The sequence below is a fragment of the Acidaminobacter sp. JC074 genome, assembly GCF_022496765.1.
Classification (GTDB): Bacteria; Bacillota; Clostridia; order Peptostreptococcales; family Acidaminobacteraceae; genus JABXKX01.
Window position 1 is genome coordinate 1 of record NZ_VANV01000017.1, and the last position, 25304, is coordinate 25304.

At 35.9% G+C, this 25304-nt stretch carries 24 protein-coding genes and 1 other annotated feature; of the genes, 2 read left to right on the forward strand and 22 right to left on the reverse strand.

Annotation, left to right across the window (positions count from 1 at the left end):
• The 15 genes from EZV73_RS29010 to EZV73_RS18710 form a co-directional block, all read right to left on the reverse strand.
• On the reverse strand, positions 1-161 hold a 161-nt coding region (locus tag EZV73_RS29010), incomplete at its 3' end, for an RRXRR domain-containing protein (RefSeq protein WP_369123965.1).
• A 237-nt stretch (positions 162-398) separates the two neighbouring features.
• Complete coding sequence (locus tag EZV73_RS28910; RefSeq protein ID WP_240841917.1) at positions 399-788, reverse strand: GGDEF domain-containing protein; 390 nt, start codon at positions 786-788, stop codon at positions 399-401.
• Between the two features lie 9 nt (positions 789-797).
• Positions 798-920, reverse strand: coding sequence for a hypothetical protein (locus EZV73_RS28705; RefSeq protein ID WP_255813673.1), 123 nt, complete (start codon positions 918-920; stop codon positions 798-800).
• Positions 917-1546: an IS200/IS605 family accessory protein TnpB-related protein gene (locus EZV73_RS18655; protein ID WP_240841918.1), complete on the reverse strand. Its 630-nt coding sequence runs from the start codon at positions 1544-1546 to the stop codon at positions 917-919. The genes EZV73_RS28705 and EZV73_RS18655 overlap by 4 nt, the downstream gene beginning before the upstream one ends.
• 343 nt (positions 1547-1889) lie before the next feature.
• A complete protein-coding gene (locus tag EZV73_RS18660; protein ID WP_240841919.1) occupies positions 1890-3851 on the reverse strand; it encodes a methyl-accepting chemotaxis protein in 1962 nt (653 codons plus the stop codon).
• Between the two features lie 121 nt (positions 3852-3972).
• Positions 3973-4407: a hypothetical protein gene (locus tag EZV73_RS18665; protein WP_240841920.1), complete on the reverse strand. Its 435-nt coding sequence runs from the start codon at positions 4405-4407 to the stop codon at positions 3973-3975.
• 74 nt (positions 4408-4481) lie between these two features.
• Positions 4482-5165 (reverse strand): response regulator transcription factor, encoded by a 684-nt coding sequence (locus tag EZV73_RS18670; protein ID WP_240841921.1) that lies wholly within the window; start codon positions 5163-5165, stop codon positions 4482-4484.
• Positions 5158-6597, reverse strand: coding sequence for a HAMP domain-containing sensor histidine kinase (locus EZV73_RS18675; protein ID WP_240841922.1), 1440 nt, complete (start codon positions 6595-6597; stop codon positions 5158-5160). Before EZV73_RS18675 ends, EZV73_RS18670 begins: the two co-directional genes overlap by 8 nt.
• Positions 6598-6633: 36 nt before the next feature.
• On the reverse strand, positions 6634-7221 hold the full coding sequence (locus EZV73_RS18680; protein WP_240841923.1) for a TVP38/TMEM64 family protein: 588 nt from the start codon (positions 7219-7221) through the stop codon (positions 6634-6636).
• Positions 7218-8363 (reverse strand): glycosyltransferase family 4 protein, encoded by a 1146-nt coding sequence (locus EZV73_RS18685; protein ID WP_240841924.1) that lies wholly within the window; start codon positions 8361-8363, stop codon positions 7218-7220. Before EZV73_RS18685 ends, EZV73_RS18680 begins: the two co-directional genes overlap by 4 nt.
• A gap of 87 nt (positions 8364-8450) precedes the next feature.
• Positions 8451-9236 carry a sulfite exporter TauE/SafE family protein gene (locus EZV73_RS18690; protein ID WP_240841925.1) on the reverse strand — a complete coding sequence of 262 codons (786 nt, stop codon included), beginning with the start codon at positions 9234-9236 and terminating at the stop codon, positions 8451-8453.
• Entirely contained in the window at positions 9229-10134 is a 906-nt protein-coding gene (locus EZV73_RS18695; protein ID WP_240841926.1) for a sulfotransferase, read from the reverse strand. The genes EZV73_RS18690 and EZV73_RS18695 overlap by 8 nt, the downstream gene beginning before the upstream one ends.
• A complete protein-coding gene (cysC, locus tag EZV73_RS18700) occupies positions 10127-11959 on the reverse strand; it encodes an adenylyl-sulfate kinase (protein WP_240841927.1) in 1833 nt (610 codons plus the stop codon). Before cysC ends, EZV73_RS18695 begins: the two co-directional genes overlap by 8 nt.
• Complete coding sequence (gene cysD, locus EZV73_RS18705) at positions 11959-12858, reverse strand: sulfate adenylyltransferase subunit CysD (protein ID WP_240841928.1); 900 nt, start codon at positions 12856-12858, stop codon at positions 11959-11961. The genes cysC and cysD overlap by 1 nt, the downstream gene beginning before the upstream one ends.
• Before the next feature lie 124 nt (positions 12859-12982).
• Entirely contained in the window at positions 12983-13258 is a 276-nt protein-coding gene (locus EZV73_RS18710) for a hypothetical protein (RefSeq protein WP_240841929.1), read from the reverse strand.
• A gap of 102 nt (positions 13259-13360) precedes the next feature.
• On the opposite strand from EZV73_RS18710, the gene EZV73_RS18715 reads away from it, so the two are divergent.
• Positions 13361-15115 carry a hypothetical protein gene (locus tag EZV73_RS18715; RefSeq protein ID WP_240841930.1) on the forward strand — a complete coding sequence of 585 codons (1755 nt, stop codon included), beginning with the start codon at positions 13361-13363 and terminating at the stop codon, positions 15113-15115.
• A gap of 30 nt (positions 15116-15145) precedes the next feature.
• Here EZV73_RS18715 and EZV73_RS18720 read toward each other — a convergent pair whose 3' ends face one another.
• Entirely contained in the window at positions 15146-17170 is a 2025-nt protein-coding gene (locus EZV73_RS18720; protein WP_240841931.1) for a methyl-accepting chemotaxis protein, read from the reverse strand.
• Between the two features lie 87 nt (positions 17171-17257).
• On the opposite strand from EZV73_RS18720, the gene EZV73_RS18725 reads away from it, so the two are divergent.
• Entirely contained in the window at positions 17258-17827 is a 570-nt protein-coding gene (locus EZV73_RS18725) for a TetR/AcrR family transcriptional regulator (protein ID WP_240841932.1), read from the forward strand.
• A 125-nt stretch (positions 17828-17952) separates the two neighbouring features.
• Here EZV73_RS18725 and trpB read toward each other — a convergent pair whose 3' ends face one another.
• From trpB to EZV73_RS18755, 6 genes are all read right to left on the reverse strand, one after another.
• Complete coding sequence (gene trpB, locus EZV73_RS18730) at positions 17953-19134, reverse strand: tryptophan synthase subunit beta (RefSeq protein ID WP_240841933.1); 1182 nt, start codon at positions 19132-19134, stop codon at positions 17953-17955.
• A 122-nt stretch (positions 19135-19256) separates the two neighbouring features.
• Positions 19257-19491: a binding site (T-box leader), on the reverse strand.
• A 162-nt stretch (positions 19492-19653) separates the two neighbouring features.
• Positions 19654-20682, reverse strand: coding sequence for a GGDEF domain-containing protein (locus EZV73_RS18735; protein ID WP_240841934.1), 1029 nt, complete (start codon positions 20680-20682; stop codon positions 19654-19656).
• Entirely contained in the window at positions 20679-21695 is a 1017-nt protein-coding gene (locus EZV73_RS18740; protein ID WP_240841935.1) for a GGDEF domain-containing protein, read from the reverse strand. The genes EZV73_RS18735 and EZV73_RS18740 overlap by 4 nt, the downstream gene beginning before the upstream one ends.
• Positions 21696-21773: 78 nt before the next feature.
• The gene (locus EZV73_RS18745; RefSeq protein WP_240841936.1) at positions 21774-22406 is read right to left on the reverse strand and encodes a hypothetical protein; all 633 of its coding nucleotides are present in this window, start codon (positions 22404-22406) and stop codon (positions 21774-21776) included.
• A 56-nt stretch (positions 22407-22462) separates the two neighbouring features.
• The gene (locus EZV73_RS18750; RefSeq protein ID WP_240841937.1) at positions 22463-23932 is read right to left on the reverse strand and encodes a GNAT family N-acetyltransferase; all 1470 of its coding nucleotides are present in this window, start codon (positions 23930-23932) and stop codon (positions 22463-22465) included.
• Positions 23933-24026: 94 nt separating this feature from the next.
• Positions 24027-25271: a WG repeat-containing protein gene (locus tag EZV73_RS18755; RefSeq protein ID WP_240841938.1), complete on the reverse strand. Its 1245-nt coding sequence runs from the start codon at positions 25269-25271 to the stop codon at positions 24027-24029.
• Positions 25272-25304 lie beyond the last annotated feature (33 nt).

The window sequence follows — 25304 nt, forward strand, 5'->3', positions numbered from 1 at the left end:
ATATAATCCTTTGTTTCAGGATCAACGATTAATTGTTTTAGCCTAATCGTGAAAGGCTCTCTTTTGTGTACTACCGCATAACCCTTGTTTAATAACCATCTTGCTTTTGCAGGATGACAAGGGTTAAGCGGTGTTTTGTTCTTGTTTAATACAAAAACCATAAAGTAATTTCCTTTCTCTTAGAGCAAACTCTAAGGTATCGCGAGTAAACTCGCCTGCCTCGCCAATGTTATCTACACTTGTTAAGCTACACTCACCGTCCGCACCCCTACAAACTGTTTAAAATGTAACGCTAGAGCTGCAAGCTGGCAGAGCACCTACAGGTAGCATGATGTAAATAACGTAGTACACTAAGTACTTAAGCTGGTCAACTAGGATATAGAAACATATCCTCGACTTCAGTCGTAGTACAAGCCTGTGACTTTAGTCGTGGGGTGTTGACCACCTCTGTCATGACCATAGGTATCATTAACAGACTTTAAATTATCTAAATCTATTAAACCTACCACTGTGTGTTTTAAATCTTGTTGGCCCATGCTTGAGAAATCATGTATCAAAGCACGTCTGTTAACAAGTGTTGACAGTTCATCAATCATAGATATTCTTTGATAGTCATTAACTTGAAGATAGGTAGAAGTTATGTTTTTTATCAGATACATATGAGCACTTGTTCCCTTATATAAGAGGGGTTTGTTGTCAATTTCTACATAGTAAGTCACTCTGTCATTTTCTATCTTATAGACATCTTTATCTTCCATTGGAAGTCTATCAATACCTTGGCTGAACACTTGATCGACCTAATGTCCAAAATAAGTAATGGCCTTGTCATTTTTATATAAGACCTTATTTTTCCCTACAATAACAATCCCTTCTGTCACCTGCTTGAAAAGTTCTGAAAAAACAAACTCTTCTTGTTTCATCTTTTTTTTACATTCTTTTGAAGTGTATCTGGATTGACATACTTAAATGCTACACCTCGTCTTAGACATCTACTTTCTATAGCTTTCATATACTTAACAAATGGAAATCCCGATAACATTCGTTTATACTTCTTCGTCTGTCTTTTAAGATAAAGTTTTTTATGCTTAAAATCTAAATTCTCAATGACGACCATTAAACCATTGATTTCAGCGTAATTCGTAATATCTACAGCTACTTTGTTTAACATGTCTTTTATTTGATTAGATGATTTTGAGTACATCTCATACTTTAATGTAAAATGTTTTATTGGATTATCATAACGATCTACATGATAGCAATTAAGATGATTGACATTAAAATCGACACCTAATGCCCCTACATAAGGACTTGTAACTTCTTTTGGTGCTTCATATTCAAGCGATGCATGAACATACCATGTATTTCTTTTTCTTATAAATCGATAAGACACTGCTTGATAGATCTTTTCAATTTTAAAGCCTTTATTTACACGATAGCCATAATGCTGAGTTATTTTTTCCATCATTTCGCTACCATAATTGAAGTCAACATCCTTAATAGTCAAATATTGTCCATACTTTTCTTCTAAACATCTAATTACAGACATAAAAAAATAACTCCTTTGAAAAATAATAAATAAATCTAGGAATTATTAATATAAGTAAACATATATATATAGCGAAAAGCAAATTCGATAATAATAAAATAAATATGCTTTATTATATCAAAAAAGAAACTAGAACACAAGTTCGCAACGTTGAAAAAATTGCAAAAATCATGTTAAATTTAATGAAGAGCCATGTTAATACCTGCACAAAAATGTTTGAAATTATTTTCTATGTTTTTCTGCATTTTAACATATTTTTCTATGTTTTTTGCAACTTCAGCCAACCCTTTTTAGGACTGAAAATCTCATAGAAATCGAAAGAAAAATCCACTGACGTGGATTTTTAAAGTTCTATGTTTTCTATCATTTTCAGGACTTCCATATCATAGTCATTATGACTACCACCCTTAAGCTTGAACTTGGCTACTTGACCTTTAAGCATATTGGCTTGTCCAGATAACTCCTCACTTGCTGCAGCTGTTTCTTCAGCCGTAGCAGATGTTGTTTGAACCACATCTGATATTTGTGCAAGCCCCAAATTAACTTGGTCAACTTGTAAAGCTTGTTCATTGGATGCATTTGCAATATCCGTAACAATATCTGTTGTTTCTGAAACACCATCCACAATCTTGATTAAGGCTTCAGATGTTACGTTTGCTATGTCCGTACCTACTTTTACCTTGTCGATTGAAGATTCAATCATGGCAGTTGTTTCCTTTGCTGCATCAGCTGATCTGGCAGCCAGATTTCTAACTTCTTCTGCAACCACTGCAAAACCTTTACCATGTTCTCCTGCTCTTGCAGCTTCTACAGCAGCATTTAAGGCAAGTATATTGGTTTGGAAAGCAATATCATCGATTACCTTGATGATTTTAGAAATGTTACTAGATGACTCATTGATCTCTGCCATTGCACCTAACATGTCTTCCATTTGATGATTGCCTTGTTGGGCATACTCATATGTTTGACTAGATATGCTTTTGGCTTTTTCAGCACTTTCGGCATTTGCCTTTGTTTGAACAGAAATCTCTTCTGTTGATGCCGTCAGCTGCTGAATAGATGACGCCTGCTCTGTTGCACCTTGAGACAGCGACATAGAAGAATCAGACATTTGAGTCGCACCTGAAGCCACTTGATCAGATGAGGCATTGATATTGGTCATAACCATATTGATGTTATCAGTCATCTTATCAAAAGCATGAGCCAGTTCACCAATCTCATCTTTTGTATTGATTTTGGTATCCACATCTAAATTACCATCTGCAATTTCATTAGCGGCTTGTAAAATAGTATAAATAGGTTTTTTAATGACATTCGATATAAACAGACCAAGTACCACTGACAAGATAGCTGCAATGACTGTAAAAATAGTGATCATGGTTGAAGACCTGCTTACAGCACTTAATGCTTCCTCAGTTGTACCATCCACCATAAGCGTCAGAGCATCAGAAGCCTCTGCATGTAATGGTGCATTTGTTGAAATTGCCAAATCGGTCATGGCTATGAACAAGGCTTCAGAACGTTCAGCCATATGATCTATTTCAACCAAATACTCAAGTACTTTCGTCATATTCGGTAAAGTGCTGTCTTTATACACTCTATAAGCTCGTTCAGACTTGTTTTCATCTGCATCGAAGATGATCTTGTTGATATCTTCACCGGATTCATGGACCTTCATATGATATGAATCTATTTCGTGTAAGACCGCATTGAGTTCTGGGCTCTCAGTTGTATAGCCTGACAACCACGTCCCTAATGCACATTTATCACCATCTAATTGTCCTGAAAACTCACTTTCATTAATAATGGCATCTTCTAAAAGCCAGATCCACTTATAATGGTCTCTTTCCCTTGTTGCAACTATGTATCTTAAGGAAACTGGGTCCTCAATCATGTAAGCATTAGATTCTGCAGCATACTTAACCAAAGTCTCGTGACTAGATAAGTATGCGTCGATGTCACTACGCACACTACTCCACTTTGTCAATTCTTCATCAGCATGATCCAGTGATAAGTAATGTGTTATTTCTTCGTTCATGGTGTCTTCTACAACTTCTATTTCAGCAAGGACATTTTTTCTCTCAGCTATAGATAGCGTTGGAGATATGACCATGTTCTCTAAACCGTTGATCCTTGTAAAAGACTCTTGAACTCTTAAAAGGCTTTCTACAGCAATCATTTTTTGATTGCCAATTTGATGCAAATTATAATACCCTACTACACCCACAACCGCAGCCAAAAGTGCTACAATTACAAAGGCGCTGATTAACTTAACGGATAATTTCAAATTATAAAACCACTTCATACAATCCCTCCTCATCATGGTTTTACTACCCCTATATAAAACTATCAATCATTTATGATAGACATTGGAGCAAATCACCCAATTATGTATAGCCTAACAACACAAAAAGAGACAGCCTAAGCTATCTCTGTCTTTCTGCAAATCTTTTAAATGCATTCATATCTTCACTTGTTTTATTAATAAAAGCTTTTTTACCAAAGAAGGTAATCAGTCTCATAAAGCCTGAGCATACAAACTCTGTTTCCATGATCCATAAGGTTTTATCACCTTGATCAACAAACTTATTATCACACCTGTTCCAAACATTATTTGCTTCATAAATGGCAATCATTTGATCTGGAAAGTTAAATTTTTCAATCGTTTCAGTCATAACCATCTCTTTGCCATTGTTTGCATAAACCATCCGGCTTTTCAAGCCATCCTGTCCCTTTGTCCCTTCTAAAATATCAAAGCTTTTTAGACCGTCTTGCCACTTATATAAGTTATCTACACTGTCAAACAAATCTATGACTTCAGATCGCGGCTTGTTTATAAGAACTTCACATGTATACTTCATATCATCATCCTCCAATTGATAGAGATTCTCATATAAAACATACCCATTTTTCAAAGATTCAAGCATGTCATTTACTATATGTTTAATCGATAACCAGCACCCCAAATTGTCTCTATTAAAGATATCTCCTTAGAATCTCCCAGTTTCTCTCTTATTCTGTTGATATGAACTATGACTGTTGCAGAATCTCCCATATAATCAAATCCCCAAATCTTTTCGAAAAGTTGTTCCTTTGAAAAAACAATATTGGCATTTGAAGCCAAGAACTTTAAAAGTTCAAACTCCTTATTGGTAAACTTAATCTCACTGCTCCCCTTATAAACCTTCCATGACTTTGAAAGTATCTTTATATCACCTACATGAATGATCTCCTCGTCAGCTGTCTTTTTAAGCAGTCGATTGTAACGTGAGATATGTGATTTTACTCTTGCAATTAACTCAGCAGGATCAAACGGCTTTGAGATATAGTCATCTGCTCCTAAGCCAAGCCCACGTATCTTATCTATGGACTCGGTCTTAGCAGTCACCATTAGAATCGGAATATCTATCTTACTTCTTATGCTTTTGCATATTTCATAACCATTTTGCCCTGGTAGCATAACATCTAAAAGTATCAAGTCATACTTGCCGCTACAGGCTTCCGAGACAGCTTCTAAACCATCACTTAATACTTCCACATCATAATTATTTATTTCTAAATAGTCGCTTTCAAGCATTGCTATTTCAGGATCATCTTCTACAACTAATATCCTAGCCATCTCTTCCTCCAATCGGTAATTTAATCAAAATACTTAGACCTTGGTTATTCTCAGCAGATATCTCGCCACCATGACGCTCAATAATTTGCTGACTGACATATAAACCCAAACCACTACCTTCTATTGTGCCAGACCTTGATTCATCGCCTCTATAGAACTGATTAAAAATACTTTCTAACTTTTCATCCTCAACACCTAAACCATTGTCTTTAAATGTAAGATGGTACTTATCATCAAACTCATCTATTAAGACAACAATTTCAAGTGGACTGACACCTGCATATTTAATAGAGTTGTCGATAAGATTGGTAAAGACCCTATAAAACTGGTCAGTGTCCACTTGGCAAAGCTTCTTGGTATCAGATTTATGATAGATCAATGAAACAAATTCATCTAAATCCACTTTCTTAGCTTCTACTAAATGCTCGAGCATGGCATTTAAGTCTACTTGTTCAAAGTTAAAAGGCATGGCCTTACTTTCTAATTTTGAATAATAAAACAGCTCATTTAACAAGTCATCCATATGACAGGCCTTATTGTAACATATATCCACATACTGCTGCCTCTTCTCTTCAGTATTGGCAACACCATCTTTCATGCCTTTTAAAAAACCTTTTATAGATGTAAGTGGCGTCCTTAAATCGTGAGATACCCCAGAAATCATATTGGTTCTAGCCTGGTCTAGTTGAGTGTTAAGTTGAATTTCTTCTAATAGATTCTTTTGCATTTCATTAAAGGCATCACAGAGACGTTTAAACTCTAGTTCACCGTCATAAATAACATCCTCAGTAAAATCATTGTTTTCAACTCTCTTTACCCCAGCCATCAAAAGGTCTACTGGTTTCATGATTTTTCTAACCATGACCTTTGTAAACAAACGACTCAGGCCAATAATGACCCCAATCGAGAGTAGGCCTATTAGAAAAAAATTGAAAACAAGTTGTTGAACTTGAGCAGGGTCTGCCATGCTTAAGTCCCATTCCCCCTTAATCATAATGGCCAGAACATCATAGGAGACACCGTCTACTTCTTTCATGAGTCTAATGGCTGACATTCTATCATCATTGTAAATAGCCTCTTTTCCATCATACTCAAAGGACATAATTCTTTCATAAAACTCACTCGTTGAATCATAATGTCTTATGAAATCTTTAAGATTGTTATAAACCTGACTCTTATCTGATTGCACCAATAAATAGGTGTCATATAAGGCAAGTTGATCACTTAACGCATCCCAGTTACTTGTGTTAAAATCTCTAACAATATCATCAACAACAAACAAATTAGTATCTATTGAAAAATCCCTGTCCATTGTTCTGATAACATCTCTTGAAAATATGGAAATCACCAGCATAACGACTGTAAACAAGGCTACCAAAGAAGATAAAACTATAAATGTGTTGGATCTTAAAATTAATTTTCTAATACTCATACATGCTCCTTTGACTTCATTATACCCATAAATAGACTAGGCACCTAACAATCTTGTGATTTGGCCAAACAAATAATCTAATCCAATGCTGTAAGCCAGTATGCTAAAAGGCTTAAACATTAAAATAATGGTCACAAATTTCTTTGTTTGGATTCTTGTTAAGCCAGCAAGATAACAGAGCAGATCATCTGGCGCTATGGGCGAAAAGATTAAAAGAGCAAACCACTTGTCAAAGTTCTTTAAGCTATTCATCCACTTGGAATATTTATCATAATCCTTAGGCTTTGTAATGGATTTGACAAAGCTAGTACCGTACCTTCTAGCAAGGTAAAAAGCAACAATAGACCCTATAGAGATGCCAATATAATTATAGGCAAATCCATAAACTGGACCATAAAATATGACACCAACCAAACATCCCAAACTTCCAGGTAAAATGGGTATGACGACCTGTATGGCTTGAAACAAGATAAAGACCACAACAGAGAAATATCCAAAGCCGTTTAAAAAGGCATTCAGCTTGTCCTGTGACGTAAAAAGGCCTTGATTGTAGCCATAAATAAGAAATAAAAGAGATAAAATCATACCTAAAATTGTTAAACCATTGATAAGCTTTTTAGTCATCTTATTTGATCATACTCCTTTATCACCTGACTGTATAAAGTCTCAACAGCACTTCCAAACACTGCAGATGAATATTTTTCTGAATGTTTTTTAGCATTGAGTGATAGGTCTAAGTAGAAGTCTCCATCATAAAGCAGCTTATTTAAATAGACTTTAAAATCTTCATAGTCATCGTATTGAAAGCCATTGTAATAGCTGATGATCACATCCTCAATACATGAATCTTTTCTACATATACAAGGCCTTCCAGAGGCTAAGGCTTCAATGTATGTAAGCCCCTGTGTTTCACTTGTTGATGCACTTAAAAATACATGAGCTAGATCATAATATCTCCAGACCTGATTTGAAGGAATCATACCTGTAAAAATCACTTGGTCTTTGATACCCAAGTCAGCCACATACTCCTCTAACTTATATTTATAGGGTCCATCACCTGCAATCATCAGCTTTACCCTATCTAAATCACACTTTTTAAAGAACTTAATTAGTTCCTCTACGTTTTTTTCCTCAGCCAAACGACCTAAGTATAAAAGCACCTTATCATCAGGGTTAATATTATACTTACTTCTTAAACACTCTGGATCGTATCTCTCATCAGATGGCATCACCACACCTGATGGTATGACAGAAATGTCTTTTGATACTTGATAGGTTTCTAGTAATCTTCTTACCTTATTGGTTGGTACGATTATATGATCGGTACGATTCAAAACACTTCTTGAAAACTTAACCACAAACTTCTTGTTAAGTGGTTTAAGACCAAGCATATAATGCAAATAGTCTTCATAAACTGTATGATATGTATGTACTAATGGGATATTTAGTTTCTTTCTTATCTTTCTTGCGAAGGCGTAAGTGTTAAACTCAGCCTGCGTATGAACAATATCAGGCCCCCACTGGATGATTTCATCTATTACATGCTTGCCTAAGGATTTAGCCAGTCTTGCGTTGGGATAAAGCTTGCCTATACCTACAGAGTCTATATAATATGTGTCTTCGATTTCTTGGTGACTAGATTGTCTTAATGTTAGAATCCTTACATCATGCCCCTTGGCTTTAAGTTCACTTTTAAGATTTCTTACAGACGTCACAACACCATTTACTACAGGCATATACCAGTCAGTAGCAATTAAAATTTTCATCACTTTCTCCAATCCATATATTATTTACTTCATTGTAAGACTTACATCTAAACTGGCTATCTAAAAAGTATAAACAAAATCTAAAATCTAAAGCAACTGATTGATTACCATGACTGTCCCTATACAAGAAAAAATAGTACCAACTATCTTAGAAAGCTTATTTTCATTAGATGCATGAACAAAATTAGAAGCTAAGAAAGCGCCAGTTAAAGCCCCTGACGACGCAAATAAGGTATCTGTAAGGGTAAAGGTTCCATAATAAAAATGAATGGCCGCACCACAAAAGGCGATTACCATCATCACAAAAGCAGATGTGCCTATGGCTCTTTTCATTTCCATGTCATAGGATAAGATCATTGTAAAAAGTATCAAGACACCACCGCCTGCTCCCATTACACCTGTATTAAGGCCAATAATAATCCCTGAAGCGAGAATAAATATTTGAGGTCTTTTTAAAATTCTTCCTATGATCGGATTCTTCTTAAAAGTACTTAACCTCGAAGTAAAATTTCCCTTTAAAAATTGAAATGCTAAAATGCATATGCCTATACCAGAAGCCACCCCAAGTAGTGTATTTGATGTGTTATGAGTCAGATAGGAACCAATCAAGGTGAAGATGACCGCAACAAGTATTAATATAGTGGACTTTTTATAAGCGACGCAGTCATGTTTATGATACACATAAGTGGTTGTTAAGGATGCTATGACATCCGCTGCCAGAGATATACCAAGGGCTGAATAAACATCCATTTTCAAAAAAATCGTTAAGATGGGTGTCATAATAACAGATGCTGAAGCGGCAACTAAGCCGGTAATAATACCGGCCATTAGTCCTGCTATCAGTAAAACAATGAGGTAATTGTAATCAATCATCTGCCATCACCATATCCATCCATAGTTCTTCATGACCATAGCCAAACTTTTTCATCAAGTCTCCGCAATGTTTATGAAGTATCTTTGCCTTTTTTACATCCCATGATTGCCAAGCATCACCATTAGACTTTGAATCAACTTTTTTGTTTAAAAGACTTGGAAAATAAGAGGTTTTTACTGGACCAGACTCAAAATCACTTGCAAAATCCAAGAGTTCCTTAAAGTGGTGGGTTCTTAAGTTTGAAAGGAATATATCTTCATACTTAAATACCTTGAAATTTTCTTTTTCAGCCATATCTGACAGTACAAACTCATTGAGTTTACTGTAATACCAGCAGTATTTTTCAAACTTTGAAAGCTTGTGCCAGCAGTGCTTGTAAGGATCATCATAAAAACAAGAAGGCTTCAAACTAATATTTCTAAAAATTAATTCTACAGGTCCATAAAGGGAATACTCGGTCTTATTCATAGCCGATTCTATCCAAGTCCTTGGATCTCTTATGATAAAGATGAATCTAGAGTCCTTGTATATCTCATCAAGCAGGCCCAGTAAGCCATAAATATGGCCACTGGAGTAGACGATATTTTCTGATTCATAAAGGCTTTCTACTTGTCTGTTGATCTGAATAATATTATCAATTGCCTTTTTTTTGCTGACTTCTTCTGCAAGATAATCTCTAGAGAGTTTGTACATGGAATGTGTATTCTTTGACTGACCAATGGTCATATGATAAAGGCCATAATCTTTTAGCTGCTTTTTTAAAAGATCTGGTTTTGACAGCCATGGTGTCCCTGGTTCATGCAGTGAAACAGAATTGTCTATCATACGTTTTAGATACTTTGAAAAAAACTGGGTCCCCGTTCGACCTGTGGATGAAATAAATATTCTTTTAGTCATTTTTGTACTCCTTAAAAAAAGCTTGAACAATCGATTCAACACAAGCCTCAACAGATTCAGTCTCGGTATTCAAAGAAAGGTCTGACCCTTGTGGTATTTCGTAGCAAGTATGGACACCGGTAAAGTCTAGGATTTCTCCCTTTCTCGCTTTCTTGTACAAGCCCTTCACATCACGGTCTTCACAAACTTCTAAAGGTGTTGATAAAAATACTTCCTTGTAGGCATCACCCACAATAACTCTTGCCTGTTTTCTGTCATTTTCATAGGGCGAAATAAAAGCTGCAATAACAATTAGTCCCGCCTCATTCATAAGTTTACAGGTTTCAGATACACGTCTGATGTTCTCTATACGATCTACCTGGTCAAATCCTAAATCCTTGTTAAGGCCATGTCTAAGATTGTCACCATCTAATAAGATGGTATGCATGCCCATGGCAATTAATTTTCTTTCAAGCGCATTGGCTATTGTTGTTTTGCCAGCACCACTCAATCCAGTTAACCATATTGTTTTAGGAGTTTGATTTTTTTGATTGGCCCTTATTTCTCTTGTAATGTCTATATCCTGCCATGTGATATGCTCAGATCGTTTTATCTCATCAATCACAACACCACATGCAGCCGTCCTATTGGTCATTCTATCCATCAAAATAAAGGATCCTAAAGCCTCAGTCTTTTCAAAAGTGTCTATGGTAATTTTTTCACTTAACATAAGGGTCACCCTAGCCAGTTCATTCATAAAGAGCTCTTTAGCTGACAAATGTTTGCCTGTTTGTATGTCAATGCGATAATCAATGCTTGCGATAGAAGCGTTCACCATTCTAGTGCCTATCTTCAAAAGGTAGTTCTTGCCAAGTTTAAGCTGGTCCCTGTCCATCCATAATATATTGACTTTGAACAAATCCGTTGTCATCAAATCAGCTTTTGAAATTACCTGCCCTCTTCTGATATCAATCTCTTTATCCAAACACACAGTGATGGCTTGGCCCTTCATGACACTTTTAGATGCTGTATCACCAGAAAAAAGTCTTGTGACTTTTGCCTTATGCTTTTCAGGATAGACCATAACTTCATCACCTATATTTAAAAAGCCTTCTTCCACACAGCCTTGATAGCCTCTAAAGGTATGGTCTGGTCTTGTAACCCTTTGAACTGGCATTGAAAAGTGATTCGACATCTGACTTAATACATCAGTATGCTCTAGGTAATAAAAGAGTGTTTGTCCTTGATACCATGGTGTCTTGTTTGACCTGTTTGTTACATTGTCACCTTCTGTTGCAGAAACTGGTATGACATGAACACTGATTAAGTTCATATTGGATGTATATCTATAAAAATCCCTAGTAATCTCTTCAAATCTAGTCTGATTGTAGTCAATCAAATCCATCTTGTTTACAGCTAAAATAACATGTTTGATCCCCATCAAGCCACAAATATTTAAGTGTCGTATGGTTTGAGCTAAAACGCCAGACCTGGCATCAACGAGGAGTACAGCTAAATCCGCAAAACTAGCACCGACAGCCATATTTCTTGTATATTGTTCATGGCCAGGACAATCAGCCACTATAAAGTTTCTTTTTTCAGTAGCAAAGTATCTATAGGCTACATCAATGGTAATCCCCTGTTCTCTTTCAGCCATCAAACCATCCAGTAATAAGGAGTAATCCACCTTCTTATCTCTTGAAGCCTGACTTCTTAGCTCTAAAGCCTGTTTTTGGTCCGCATAAATCATCTTTGCATCAAATAACATCTTACCGATCAAGGTAGACTTACCATCATCTACAGAACCACATGTTATAAACTTAAGTACATCTTTGTTTTCATTCATTAGAAGTAGCCCTCCCTTTTTCTTCTCTCCATAGAACCAGCCTCTTCGCTGTCAATGACTCTTGTAGAACGCTCTGATAGTGCCGCACCCAGTGTTTCTTCAATGATCTCTTCCAAGGTCTCTGCATCTGAGTAACAAGCACCAGTTAAGGGGTAGCACCCAAGTGTTCTAAATCTGATTTTTCCTCTTTTGACTTCTTCACTTTCTAAAATAGGCATACGGTCATCGTCAATGCAAATGATATTACCGTCTCTTTCAACAAAGTCTCGAGGCTTTGAAAAGTATAAAGGTACAATTTCAATGTTTTCTCTTTTTATATACTGCCAGATATCCTTTTCTGTCCAGTTCGACAAAGGAAAGACTCTTAGACTTTCACCTTTTTTTAGTCTTGTGTTGAAAAGTTTCCAGAGTTCAGGTCTTTGATTATGAGGATCCCAAATATGATTTTTTGTCCTATGAGAAATCACCCTCTCCTTAGCTCTAGATTTTTCCTCATCTCTTCTGCCACCACAGATGGCTGCATCAAACTGATACTTGTCCAAAGCCATCTTAAGAGCTTCTGTCTTCATGATATCTGTATAATCTTTGCCATGATCAAAGGGATTGATACCATTTTTTACACCTTCTTCATTAGTATAAACAAGCATTTCTATACCAAGTTCACTGGCTCTTCTATCTCTAAAATCAATCATCTCTTTAAACTTCCAAGTCGTATCTATATGCATAAATGGAAATGGCGGCTTTTCTGGGTAAAAAGCCTTAAAAGCCAAATGCAACATAACTGAACTGTCCTTGCCTATGGAATAAAGCATCACTGGATTCTCACATTCAGAGGCTACTTCTCTCATAATATATATGGCTTCCGCTTCTAATTGATCTAGGTAAGTCATCTTTTTCATCGTTTTCTCCTATCTACTTTCTATTCTAAAACCATCATAAATCCTAGAGTTAAAGCCTGAGTTGATAGAAAATAAACAAAAGATAAATAATTTTTTAAATAAAAAAAATAAACTGCATAACAGTTTATTTGAGGTCTTCTCTTTGGGCCACAATGATAAGGGCTATTAAATGTCCACCAACTAATCCTACAATTACATCAAACTGGTTAACTGGCATCCTAAAGACCGATACTAAGCCAGCAATGATAAATAGCAGGGTGAATTGTGAAAAAAATATGGCTTGTCTACTGCCAAAAAATATTTTCCCAAACTTAGTTTTTCGAAACCTTGTAATATATGAATATCTACTTTCTAACAGTAAAGCGATAACAAGAGACAATATACCTAAAATGACAATCATTAAAAACTCCTTTCAAGTTAGTATACTACAGGATGAGAAGTTTAGCATTTATTATCATGATATTTTATAGCAATTATATAAACTGAAACTAGGAGGTATAAAATGAAACAACTAATCTTATTATTAACACTGTTATTTGTCGCTTGTTCCAAGACTGTAGAGGTGCCCATACAAGAAAAGACTCAAGAACCCTCTTCTCCAGCTGAAGTCAAAGAGATTGTAAAAGAAGTCATACAAGAAGAAGCTACTATCATCCCCCCTCTTGAACACGACATACTCTTTTCCTCAGAGAGAGGTGGTGACAGAGACTTATATCTTTTCAACAGCCAGACCAAATCAGTAGAAATCATTCTTGATCTAAACTCACTTGAGGGTCACGCCGATTTTTCACCTGACGGTTATACCATTGTCTTTTTCTCAACCATGAATGGCAATAGAGACCTCTACACTATAGACCTCAGAAGTCCTGAAGCAACTCTCAAACGTTTGACCTTTTCTGGTGGTGATGATCATTTGCCCGACTTTTCACCAGATGGTAAACAGATTGTATTTGAATCTACGCGAGACGGAAACTCTGAAATCTATATCATGAACGCAGATGGTAGTCATCAAACAAGGCTTACAAATAACCATACAAAAGACAAGCAGCCAAAATTTTCGCCAGATGGCACAAGGATTGGCTACACCTCTATAGAATCTGGTATCCAAAAGCTTGCCATACTCGATTTAAAAGACGGTTCAATTACCTTATCCGATACAGAACATCTAGGCTATATTGATTTTTATGACGATGACAACATCATTTGTCATGGCAAGAACTCGAGTCGAACAGAACTTTTTACTTATAATATTAAGACTCATGTACGCGAACCTTTCTTACAGGACACAAGAACCCTTTGGGTTCCAGTATATTCTCATGATAAAAAATGGGTAGTTTATAATAAAGAGGCTGGTTTTGGTAGTGGCGAAATCTATGTTAGAAATCTCGAGACTCATGAGGAATACCAAATAACTAATGATCCAAGTTCAGATTGGGGTCCAGATTTTAGGCCATATCCTCATAAAGAAACCATTTACTTTGACTCCAATATGGATGGTGATCGGGATATCTATAGTTATGATGTTTCATCTGATACACTTACCAATCTCACAGACAATGACTTTGACGATGGTTTGCCATATCTCTCATCAGATAAAAAGCGCTTGGTCTTTTATTCAAATAGAGATGGTGATGATGAAATCTACACCATGAATGTAGATGGTACTAACCTAATGCAATTAACCTTTAACGACAGTGAAGACAGGGCTGCAACTTGGTCACACGATGGCAAGAGCATCGCCTTTTCATCTACAAGAGATGGAGATAGGGAAATTTTTATCATGACAGCAGATGGTCATCATCAAACACAGCTAACTCACAATACAGATAAGGACTTCTGGCCAGCATTCTCCATGGATGATCATGAAGTGACATATACACATTTTTCAAGTACTCAGGACACCTATACCATTACAATCGATGATTGGACCAATCAAAGTGTGTTTGAAAGCCAACTATTATTAGAAAACTGTTCAAGGTGTGAATTCAGTCCTTCAGGCAGTCAAATAGCCTACTCTACAAGACTAAGTGGCATTTGGCAAATAGCAACCTATGACTTCAATACCGAGGAAATAACCTTACATACAGATAACAGTCATGCCGATTGGGTGCCGACTTGGTTAGACAGTGATACACTCATTTATTCAAGAGAATCCGGTTATAAAGCAAAGATCATCAAACACCACTTGCCAACAAGACATGAAACGATTATCATGATGGATAATGCTCAAAACTGGAGACCAGTCGGATATAAATAATTAATGCACGCTATTTCTAGCGTGCATTTCCTATAGTTTGAATATATTTAACTCAGTTTGAAGTTCGTCAGATAGTGCATTTAGCTTTTCTGCTTCTACAGCTAAATTTTCCATAATGGCTAACTGTTCTTCAGTTGTAGCACTCATCTCTTCCATGGAAGCAGATGTTTCTTCTGATGCAGCTGATATACCTTCAATGTAACCTACAATCTCGTCCTTATAAGCCCTAACTTCAATAGCGGCTTCTTTAGACGTCACAGTTAAGTTAAATAAGCTTTCTAAATTCTTGCCGATTTCATCAAAAATCTCTTGGGTCTTCTTAACAACTTGAACATTGTTTTCAACAATTTCTTCCGAGATATTTGTTTGCTTAACTGCATCTGCAGACTTAGCTTGTATATCACTGATCTTTTCACTGATATCTTCTGTTGCCTGATTGGTTTGTTCTGCAAGCTTTCTAATTTCATCTGCGACAACTGCAAAACCTCTACCAGCTTCACCTGCACGTGCTGCTTCAATGGAAGCATTTAAGGCAAGTAGGTTGGTCTGACTTGAGATATCACTGATGATGCGAACAATCTCTGAAATATCATTAGATGCCTTATCCATATCCCCAACGATAACTTTTATGGCTTCTACAGATTCATGGTTGTCTTTGGCTTGTTTGTTTAGAGATTCTATAGCAGAAGTCCCTTCATTGGATAAATCATGAACTTGTCTAGTGGATGTATTTATTTCCTCAGTTGATGTGATGACATCTTCTATTTCTGATGCCAGCTTATGCATACCTGTTACTGACTGTTCTGTTTGAATGGCTTGATCTGATGCTGCTTCAGCCACTTCAGATACTGCAGTCGCTACTTCATTTAAGGCAATCTTTGATTCCTCAGATATTGTAACCATAGATTCAGAAGCTTTATCTACATTAGTAGAGGAAGCATGAACAGCACCTAAAACTGAAGAAAAACTCGTAACAATATTGTTATAGGCAGATGCAATTTGACCGATTTCATCTTTTGACTTGATGTCCACAGTTTGAGTCAAATCTCCCTCAGCTAAGGCATTCATCCCTTTTAGAAGGACCGGCACCTTTTTTAAGGCTGAGCCAGTTGCAAAATAAACTGCTATCACCAAGAACAATAGAGTCAAGGCAAATAAAATTGTATTGGTCCATTTAAATGAAGCGATGACGTCTCTTGTCTCACTTTTAGGTACAGTTGCCCCAACAGACCACATCGATGATTTTACTGGTGCATAGGCAAAATACTTATGGTCACCTTTGTACTCAAAGTCACTGATATCACTATGCCCTGCTAACATTTCCTCTTGAAAATCTGCAAAGACATCCCCTAAGTCTCCTAGTTGAGATTTCATTCTTAAAGCCTCATCTGGATGATAGACAAAGGTACCTTCACTGTCTATGAGTACTGGATAACCTGCTTCACCGATTCTATAGCCTTCAAAGTAAGCTGACAAATCGTCTAAGTAGACATCTAAGCCGACATTACCGATAATTTTATTATTTTCTTTAATTGGATAAACGACTGAAATAACTTGTTTACCTGTCATTTGATCAATGTAGGGTCTTGAATAAGTTAAACCATCAATCTCCTCCATTTGGACAAACCAGTCACGCGCTTTGATATTAAAGTCATCTGGCGTAACATAAAGTGGATCTTCTATAATCAAGTCATTTGCTCTTACAGAACCTAACCATGCAAGACCAATTGTATCAGATGTTGACGATACTTTTTTTAACATCTCAATAACTGCTTCATATGAACTTAATGATTGTTTTATTTTCTTATTGTTGTACTTACTCACAATATGGATAAACTCATCATTGGTAGCCATTTGTCTAACAACAGTCCCAAACTCTTGTAACTGACTGTTAACTTCAGTTGCAACAATGGTTGCATCCTTTAACAATTTTTCTGTGGCATCCTTCTCCATCTGAGCATCTATTCTCTCATTGATTACAAAGCCTGTAACCGTTAATGACAGTGTGATAACCAACAAAACAACACTTAAAATTTTCCCCTTAATACTTCTCATTTTACCTCCTAGCTGACACTCGTCAGTTGCATATCAAATTACATTATACTTTGTTTGATGATAAAATGAAAGTGCTTAGGAGGGAAAATGAATACAAAGGACAAAATATTATTAGTTTCTTATGACTACTACACAAAATATGGTGAGTTTTTCAGCCTGTCTCAAATCGCTGAAGAACTAGGTATTAAGAAGCAATCCATATACTCACACTTTAAAAATAAAGATGAACTTTTAAGAACCATGCTTTATCAGGCAGTTGGCAATTATCTTCTTCAAATCAATCAAGAATTTGAAGCTGCAAAAGATTTACCTATAAAAAATCGACTCTATAAGATGGGGATCAAGTTCATAGAGTTTAATGCTGATGAAAAGAACTTTAAAACGAGAAAATGGCTCGCCATCTCTAAAGAAAACTTTCCTTTTATAGATGACATGTTAAGTCAATCATCTCATGAACTCGACTTGCTTATGGACACTGTTTTTGAAGATGGTATTAAAAATAATCAACTGAAAGACTTGCCTCCTCAAACCATGAGAAAAACATACATCTATATGATAAGAGGCATTATCGATAATATTATGCCTTCAAAATTAGATGAGAATCTAGATATATTTGAAGAAGTCTTTGAGTTTTTCTATGCATCTATTGAAAAATAAGAATCCAGACCAGCTGGATTCTTTTATTGGTTTGAAAACTTGTTTTTCATAAGTAACGAAGCACTCGATGTGCCAGGATGCTAGGGCGAGCAGGAACTTGTTCCGACCAGCCTTGAGTTCTTATTTCATTTCAAAATCTCCTGCATTCTTACCATATCTTTATCGCCTCTACCTGATAAGTTAATGATGATGGTTTGATCAGCATCAAGGCCTTTAGCAAGCTTTACACCATAAGAAATTGCATGGGCACTTTCTATGGCAGGAATAATACCTTCTGTTTTAGAAAGTAGTTTAAAGGCTTCAATAGCATCTTGATCAGATGCTGTGACATACTCGCATCTTTTTGTATCTTTAAAGTGACTGTGTTCTGGTCCGACACCTGGATAATCAAGGCCTGCAGCTATAGAGTGTACAGGTAGCGCCTCACCTTTTTCATCTTGCAGATTGTAACATTTAAAGCCGTGAATCACACCAGGCTTTCCATAAGTCATGGTTGCAGCATGTTCACCAATTTTACTCCCCTTACCAGCTGGTTCCACACCAACCAACTTCACATCGTCTTCATAAAAGCCATTGAAAAGACCAATAGCGTTTGAACCACCACCTACACAAGCAACTACATAATCCGGTAATTTATTTTCTTTATCTAGAATCTGTTGTCTGGCCTCTTTACCTATGATGCTTTGGAACTCTCTAACCATTAATGGATATGGATGTGGCCCTACAGCTGATCCTAATAGGTAGAAGGTATTTTTACAGTTAATCACATAATCATTTAGAGCTTCATCCACAGCTTCCTTTAAGGTTCTTTGACCTGATTTTGCTGCTACGACCTTTGCACCTAAAAGTTCCATCTTAAAGACATTTAGAGCTTGTCGCGCCATGTCTACTTCACCCATATATATCACACATTCCATATCAAACAAGGCACACACTGTAGCAGTAGCCACACCATGCTGTCCAGCGCCCGTTTCTGCAATGATTCGCTTTTTACCCATTCTCTTTGCCAGTAAAACCTGACCAATGGTGTTGTTAATCTTATGGGCACCAGTATGGTTCAAATCTTCTCTCTTAAGATAGATTTTTCCGCCGCCACAAGTTTTGCTTAAATTTTCTGCATAGTAAAGTGGGTTGGATCTGCCAATATATTCTCTTTGATAATATCTTAAGTCTTTATGAAATGACTCATCCCCTAGAGCTTCAAAAAAAGCCTTTTCTAGTTCTTTTAAAGGTGCCTTTAAAGGTTCTGGAACAAATGCACCACCGTACTCACCAAACATACCATCTGAATTTCTTAATTCTTTCATTTTAATCCTCCTTGAGTTGGTCCTTAATGGACATAAGCTTACGATTTATAAGTTGTTCAGTTCATTTATAATTCACACACTACCTCCATTTCTAAATACAAAAAGCCCTCTATACACAAAGTATAGAGGGCGAATCTACTCGCGGTGCCACCTCAATTTAAAGGATAAACCTTTATCTCATCTGTTACAGGCATAGCCGATAACATATCTCTATAACGGGAGAACCCGGGTTGCATACTTTAATTTCAGCGCCCACTCATGAGTCCATTCAAATCAACTAATCTTATCGGATTCACACCATCACCGACTCTCTTTGAAGATTTCATTCATTCTACTACTCTCAATCAACGTTTTATTAATAGCTAGTATAGCCAAAAGAAATATGCCTGTCAACACTTATTTTTAAATAAATATAAAAAAATAAGTATAAATAATCATATCGAGCAAAAGCATAATACACTTAAATCATAGTTGTAAACTTGGCAATTGGTAAAATTTTAACCTAGATAATTATCTAGGCTAAACAAGAACATACTTATTTCTACCAGTCTCTTTGGCTCTGTAAAGGGCTTTGTCACTTGCCCTGTAACAATCTTCAAAATCAGAGCAAGTCAGCTCTTCTACATAAACTGCTCCAATAGAAACTGTGACTTTCTGACTGATATCAAAGTCTGCGTTTGCCACCAGTTCTATAATTTCATGACAAAAGTCATCCAGGGAAGTTCTATCAATATTTTTATACAAGATCGCAAACTCCTCACCACCTATTCTATAAAGCTTGCCTTTATCATTTAGGTATTGAAAGAGAAGATCTGCAAAACTCTTTAAGACTTGATCACCCACCATATGGCCGAAGCTATCATTGATTTTCTTAAAGTGGTCTAAATCAAGTATCAGAAGTCCATTTGTCACTTTTCTATTTAAATTTTCTGTATCCATATTAAAGGCCAATCTATTTGAAACACCTGTTAATGTATCTGTTTTAGATAACTTATCATAACGTTCAATATTTCTTATTTCTCTGTCTACAATGCGGCTCAGATAATAGAGTACTAAGATGAACATAAGAACGCCAATGACTATGGAAATTCTATAGCTTACCAAGCGAACGGATGTGTCATAGATACCGACAAGATCCGCTTGCATGGACCTGATAAGTGTCATTAAATAAGCTATGATAAAGATACTCTTAATCTGATATTCTTTATATTTTATAGCCGAAACAATAAAAATAATCAGAAACATATGAACATAGAAGTAAATGCCTACAGGTAGAAAATATAAGAGCATGCCTTTAGCAATCCCAGCTATAGAAAAAACATTAATGGCTGATTCTAAATAGCCCTTAACAAGAAGCTTATAAATCCCATAGGCTATTAAAAGCCAACCTAAATAAGACATAAGCAAGATCCAGTCAAACTGACCTAGCATAAGAGATACAAGTAGACTCAGGCTTGAATAAACCACTATTAGGGCTAGGAAAAATAAGGTATACTGAGCTTTTTTCTTCATGTATAAATCTGTATAAATAGAAGTTAAAGATATCATAGCGCCCTCTCATAGTATACAATACAGTTACGACCGTTTTCCTTGGCCTCATAGAGGCTTTTGTCTGCTAATCTTAAGACATCATCATAAGACATTTTATTAGACTTGATGCAGCCTATTGATAGTGTGATATTTTGATCTAAACCAAAATCATAGGCTTCAACCAAATCCTTAAACTCAGTCAGTTTTAAGCCAAAATCCTTATTTGTACCAATGACAGCAAACTCTTCACCACCCCATCTAGATACAAGCGCTCCAGTGAAGTGTTTCTTCATAAGCTCACCCAGCGTTTTCAAAACTTGGTCACCTACATGATGGCCATAGGTATCATTCACACGCTTAAAATAATCTATGTCAATGAGTGCCAGCTCATATGCTCTATCAGATAGGATTTCCTTTTGAAGGGCTAGATCAAAATACTGTCGGTTCTTTAGCCTGGTAAGCTGATCCGTTTCAGATAATTTCTTAGTACGCTTATTGATCAATATTTCGTCTTTAATGACTCTATCATAGAAAAATATAGCTACTGCAAAAAGAAAAACACCTAGACAGGCTTGATAGATTTCAAATTTAAAACCAGGGTTAACACGACCTGCAAAGAAAAACAGTCTATAGAAATTTAATATAAGTGTATATGATATAGTTGCAATCAATTGATAGGCTTTGGTATAGATCGCAACCGCTACCAACATGCCTAAAAAGGACTGAAGATAAAATTGGTGCGTATAGTTCATTGGAAAGAACTCAATTAACTTAGCCAGTCCAGCAATCACAAACAAATTGCCTGTAACAATCAGTTTTCCCTTCTTTAAAAGCACCAAAACAAAGGCAAAAGCAAGTACAGCAACTGCATTCGTTATGATGCTAGACGGATTAAGATAGGTACTTGAAATAACTTCTAATACCAAAGAAAAGCAAATCAAAAGTAACATAACTGCAGTCAGCTCTGCCTTTACCTTAATATGGTGATTTTCATGTCTGTAAGTATGCGTGAAAAAAAATATCAAACTCATAATAACCTCTCTGAATTATATACCCATTTTAAAGGTATTTATCCAAGATAAAATCCTTGACCTAGGCCAAGGACTAAATTATTTCATATATTTTTTAAGTATATTTTCAAGATGTCTATAGTCATAGTCACCAGCTTTAACACGGATGTTACCACCTTCCTCATAGGCTTCAGGTAAATAGATTTCAATCATTCTACCATCATCTATCAGGCCATAAAGGGTATCTCCTAAACCATCTGGTCTAAGCTTAACGATATAATTATTATAGTCATCATGAACCAAACCATAGATATTCTCTGAGTCATGTTCACCTGTTCCATATAACCAACCTACTAAATTATGATAATCATAAAATGTCATCTGGTCCGAACATTCTACCATATAGCCATCAGCAAGATCCACAAGCTTATAGGAATAAGTATCTTCTTCAAGACTTTCATGAGAGGTCATCAAAGACTCAATTTGATCACGTGACAGACCTTCAACTAAAATCCTCTTCTTATAATCTGAAAAAAGTCCCATTCTGAACTTCATTTCCTTTGGCCTATCCTGATCTGACTTCTTCTGTTTATTAAACAAGAAAAAAGACAATAAGGAAAAGACAATCAATACACCTGCTATCAGATACTCTTCTGACATAAAAAAATAATAAGCCAAAGCCGTTAAAATAATGATATTTAAAGGCCAACTCATTCTCATTCTATTTAACAATTTCATCACCTCAATGCTATTATACAGAAAAAAACTTTGATGCAAAAGCACCAAAGTTATTTAATTTCCATAGAAAGCTGCATACCGCCCTGCCCAACTGAACTCGGTTTAAAACCAGCATTCATATATATTTTTTTAGCACCTAGGTTTTGCTTGTTAACACCTATGGTTAACTTTTTAGCGCCTTCACTCTTAAGTTTCTCTACTGCCCATTTAACCATCAACTTACCATAACCTCTACCTTGATACTTCTTATCAATAATAATGATATCAATGTCGAAATCACCCTTCTTCTTGTTGATCTCTAATACTAAAAGTCCAACAATCGTATTACCTTCCATTTGAAGAAATGCTTTTTTTGTCGGGTACATTAAAGCCATGGCTATGGAACCCTTGGTATCAAATACAAATCTTCTTTGATCTTCTTCAATTTCAAGATTAATGGCATGCCAAAAATGTTTCTTACTTAGAGCCACCATTTTTGTATGTTCTGGATAGGTGGTTAAAGAAGATACAACCTCTCTTGAATCTCTTCTGAAATAATGCATGGCACCTTCTACGTGCTTGAAAGTCTGATGTTCGTTGACTAAACTAGCAAAACCAAGACCGCTTTCAAAATCAAAGTATGGATAGAAACCAAAACCTAAACATTCTGTATTTGAGCAATCATAGCCATTGGCATTATAAAACAATAGATTATTGCCATAAGCGTCTCTTTTTAATATTTTCTTCCACATAGCTTTTGAGTAAAGATCTTTTTTTGAAATGGCCATCAGAAGCTTTGAAATATCATCTCCTGAAACATTAAAAAGACCAGAAGCCTTATAATCAAGCGGTATAGAAACCAAATGCTTGCCATCATGAACCCTGTAAGACAAAGTATTAGGATCATGTCCTTCATTAACAGTCATACCAAGCGGTAAAAAGATATACTCCTTCAAATAGTCAAATACAGAAAGTCCCGTCACTTGTCTTAAAATCTCAATAAGCATGACTTCATTGGTTTTGGAATCTTCACCTTCTACATCACCAGGTGTCGCAACTAGGTCTATTGATTTTATTCTTTTCATAACAGAGTCAAAGTCTCTATTCTCAAAGTAGACCCTTTGTTCTCTTCTAAGACGGTCTTCAAAAGACAGGTCATGATAAGCCTGATCATTTTCAAGATCTACCATTAGGCCTTCAAAGTAGAAATCACTCAGTCCAGTCAAATCTTTCAACAAATGTTCAATGGTAATCTTTGACCCGTGTTTAAAATCAGCTACAAACTTATCCAGTGTATCACTCAGATTTAAGAGCTTTCTGTCTATGGCTGATACCAAAGCTAAGTTAACAAAAAACTTTTCGTTTGAGTCTAATGTATAACGCGTTTGATCCGTAGCCTTTTGATTTTTATCTCTGTTTCTATAGCCATATACCTCTTTATGTAAGACTTGGTCTTGTTTTGTGATGATAAAATTACCTGAAATATCCCACTCAGAAGAAACCTTATCTATTTGGCTTTTAATTATATTTTTATCTAACATCATCATCCCCCCTTATAAAAAGTATATCATTTAAGCCTTTTTAATTAAGTGTATAGATTGAGTTAAAAAGTAGTCTCCACATAAAAAGACAGGTTCAACCTGTCCCAATAAGATGCTTTAATAAGCGCCATAAATACTTTAAGCCTATCAATAGGATAATAGGTAGACCTGCGGTTATGAAGTAGTTTATTCTATGATTGAGTGTCATGATACCCCATTTACCTTTAACCTTTACAAAGGCAGTATCATTGTCAAAGAAATCTGTTGCATCATCAAATGTAGGCTCAATAACATAGTCATTATCTTCATCCACATAACCCCAAAATATATTGTGTCTGATTCTGAGTAAGCCATGAGAATATTTACTAGCCCTGTTATATATAGGACCAATAATATAGTCATTATTCTGATCAATAAAACCATGTTTTTTATTGATTTCAACTCTTGCAAGACCATCATAAAATGGATGAACCATATCATATTCAGGTTCAACTAGGATACTCCCATCCTCTCTTACATAGCCCCAGTTATAGCCAGTCTTAATACCTATTATGTCATCTCCAAAGAGTCTGATGTCATCGTATTCAATGGGTAAAATCACATGACCTTCATCGTTTAGTACACCAAACTTACCATCAGAACCAACTACAGCTTGATTTAAGACATAAGGTGATGCATAATCAAACTCTAGCCCAACAAGCATCTTGTTTTCTAAATCGATGTAGCTATATTTACCATCCTTTGAAACGGGCGCCATCTCATTTGAAAACTTACCTATAGAGTCGTAATCGGTTAAATAATCGGAGTCAGTGTATATAAAGCCCAATTTATTATCAAGCTCATACCTAAAAATATCTGGTCCATCTATGGAGATTTCATCATACATTGTTTTTAATACCACTTGTCCAGATGTATCGATGACACCATACTTATCCGCTTCTTTTATAACCGCTAGGCCATCAGCGAAAGAAGAAGCTTGATCAAAGTGCGCCTTAATGATAAGCTTATTACTTTTATCTATGTAACCATACTTGTCACCTATTAGAACGCTTGCAAGACCATCTGAAAAACTGTTTGCATCAGTGTACTGCGGCTCAATAACAAAGTCTCCCCACTTGTTAACATAACCGTACATGCCATTTACTTGAACAAGAGCCAGACCATTGTCTGCATATGATTCAATGCTGTCACAGACAGGCTCTAATCGGTATTTATAGGACTCAATATCTAGCCCGCTTACGATTAACATAGACCAAGAAAAGTAGGCTATGGCAATACCTCTTATGACTATACGTAAATATGATTTTAATCTATCAATCAACTTCTGCCTTTTATCCAAAATTACTCCTTTTAAATCAACCTATTTTTAGTA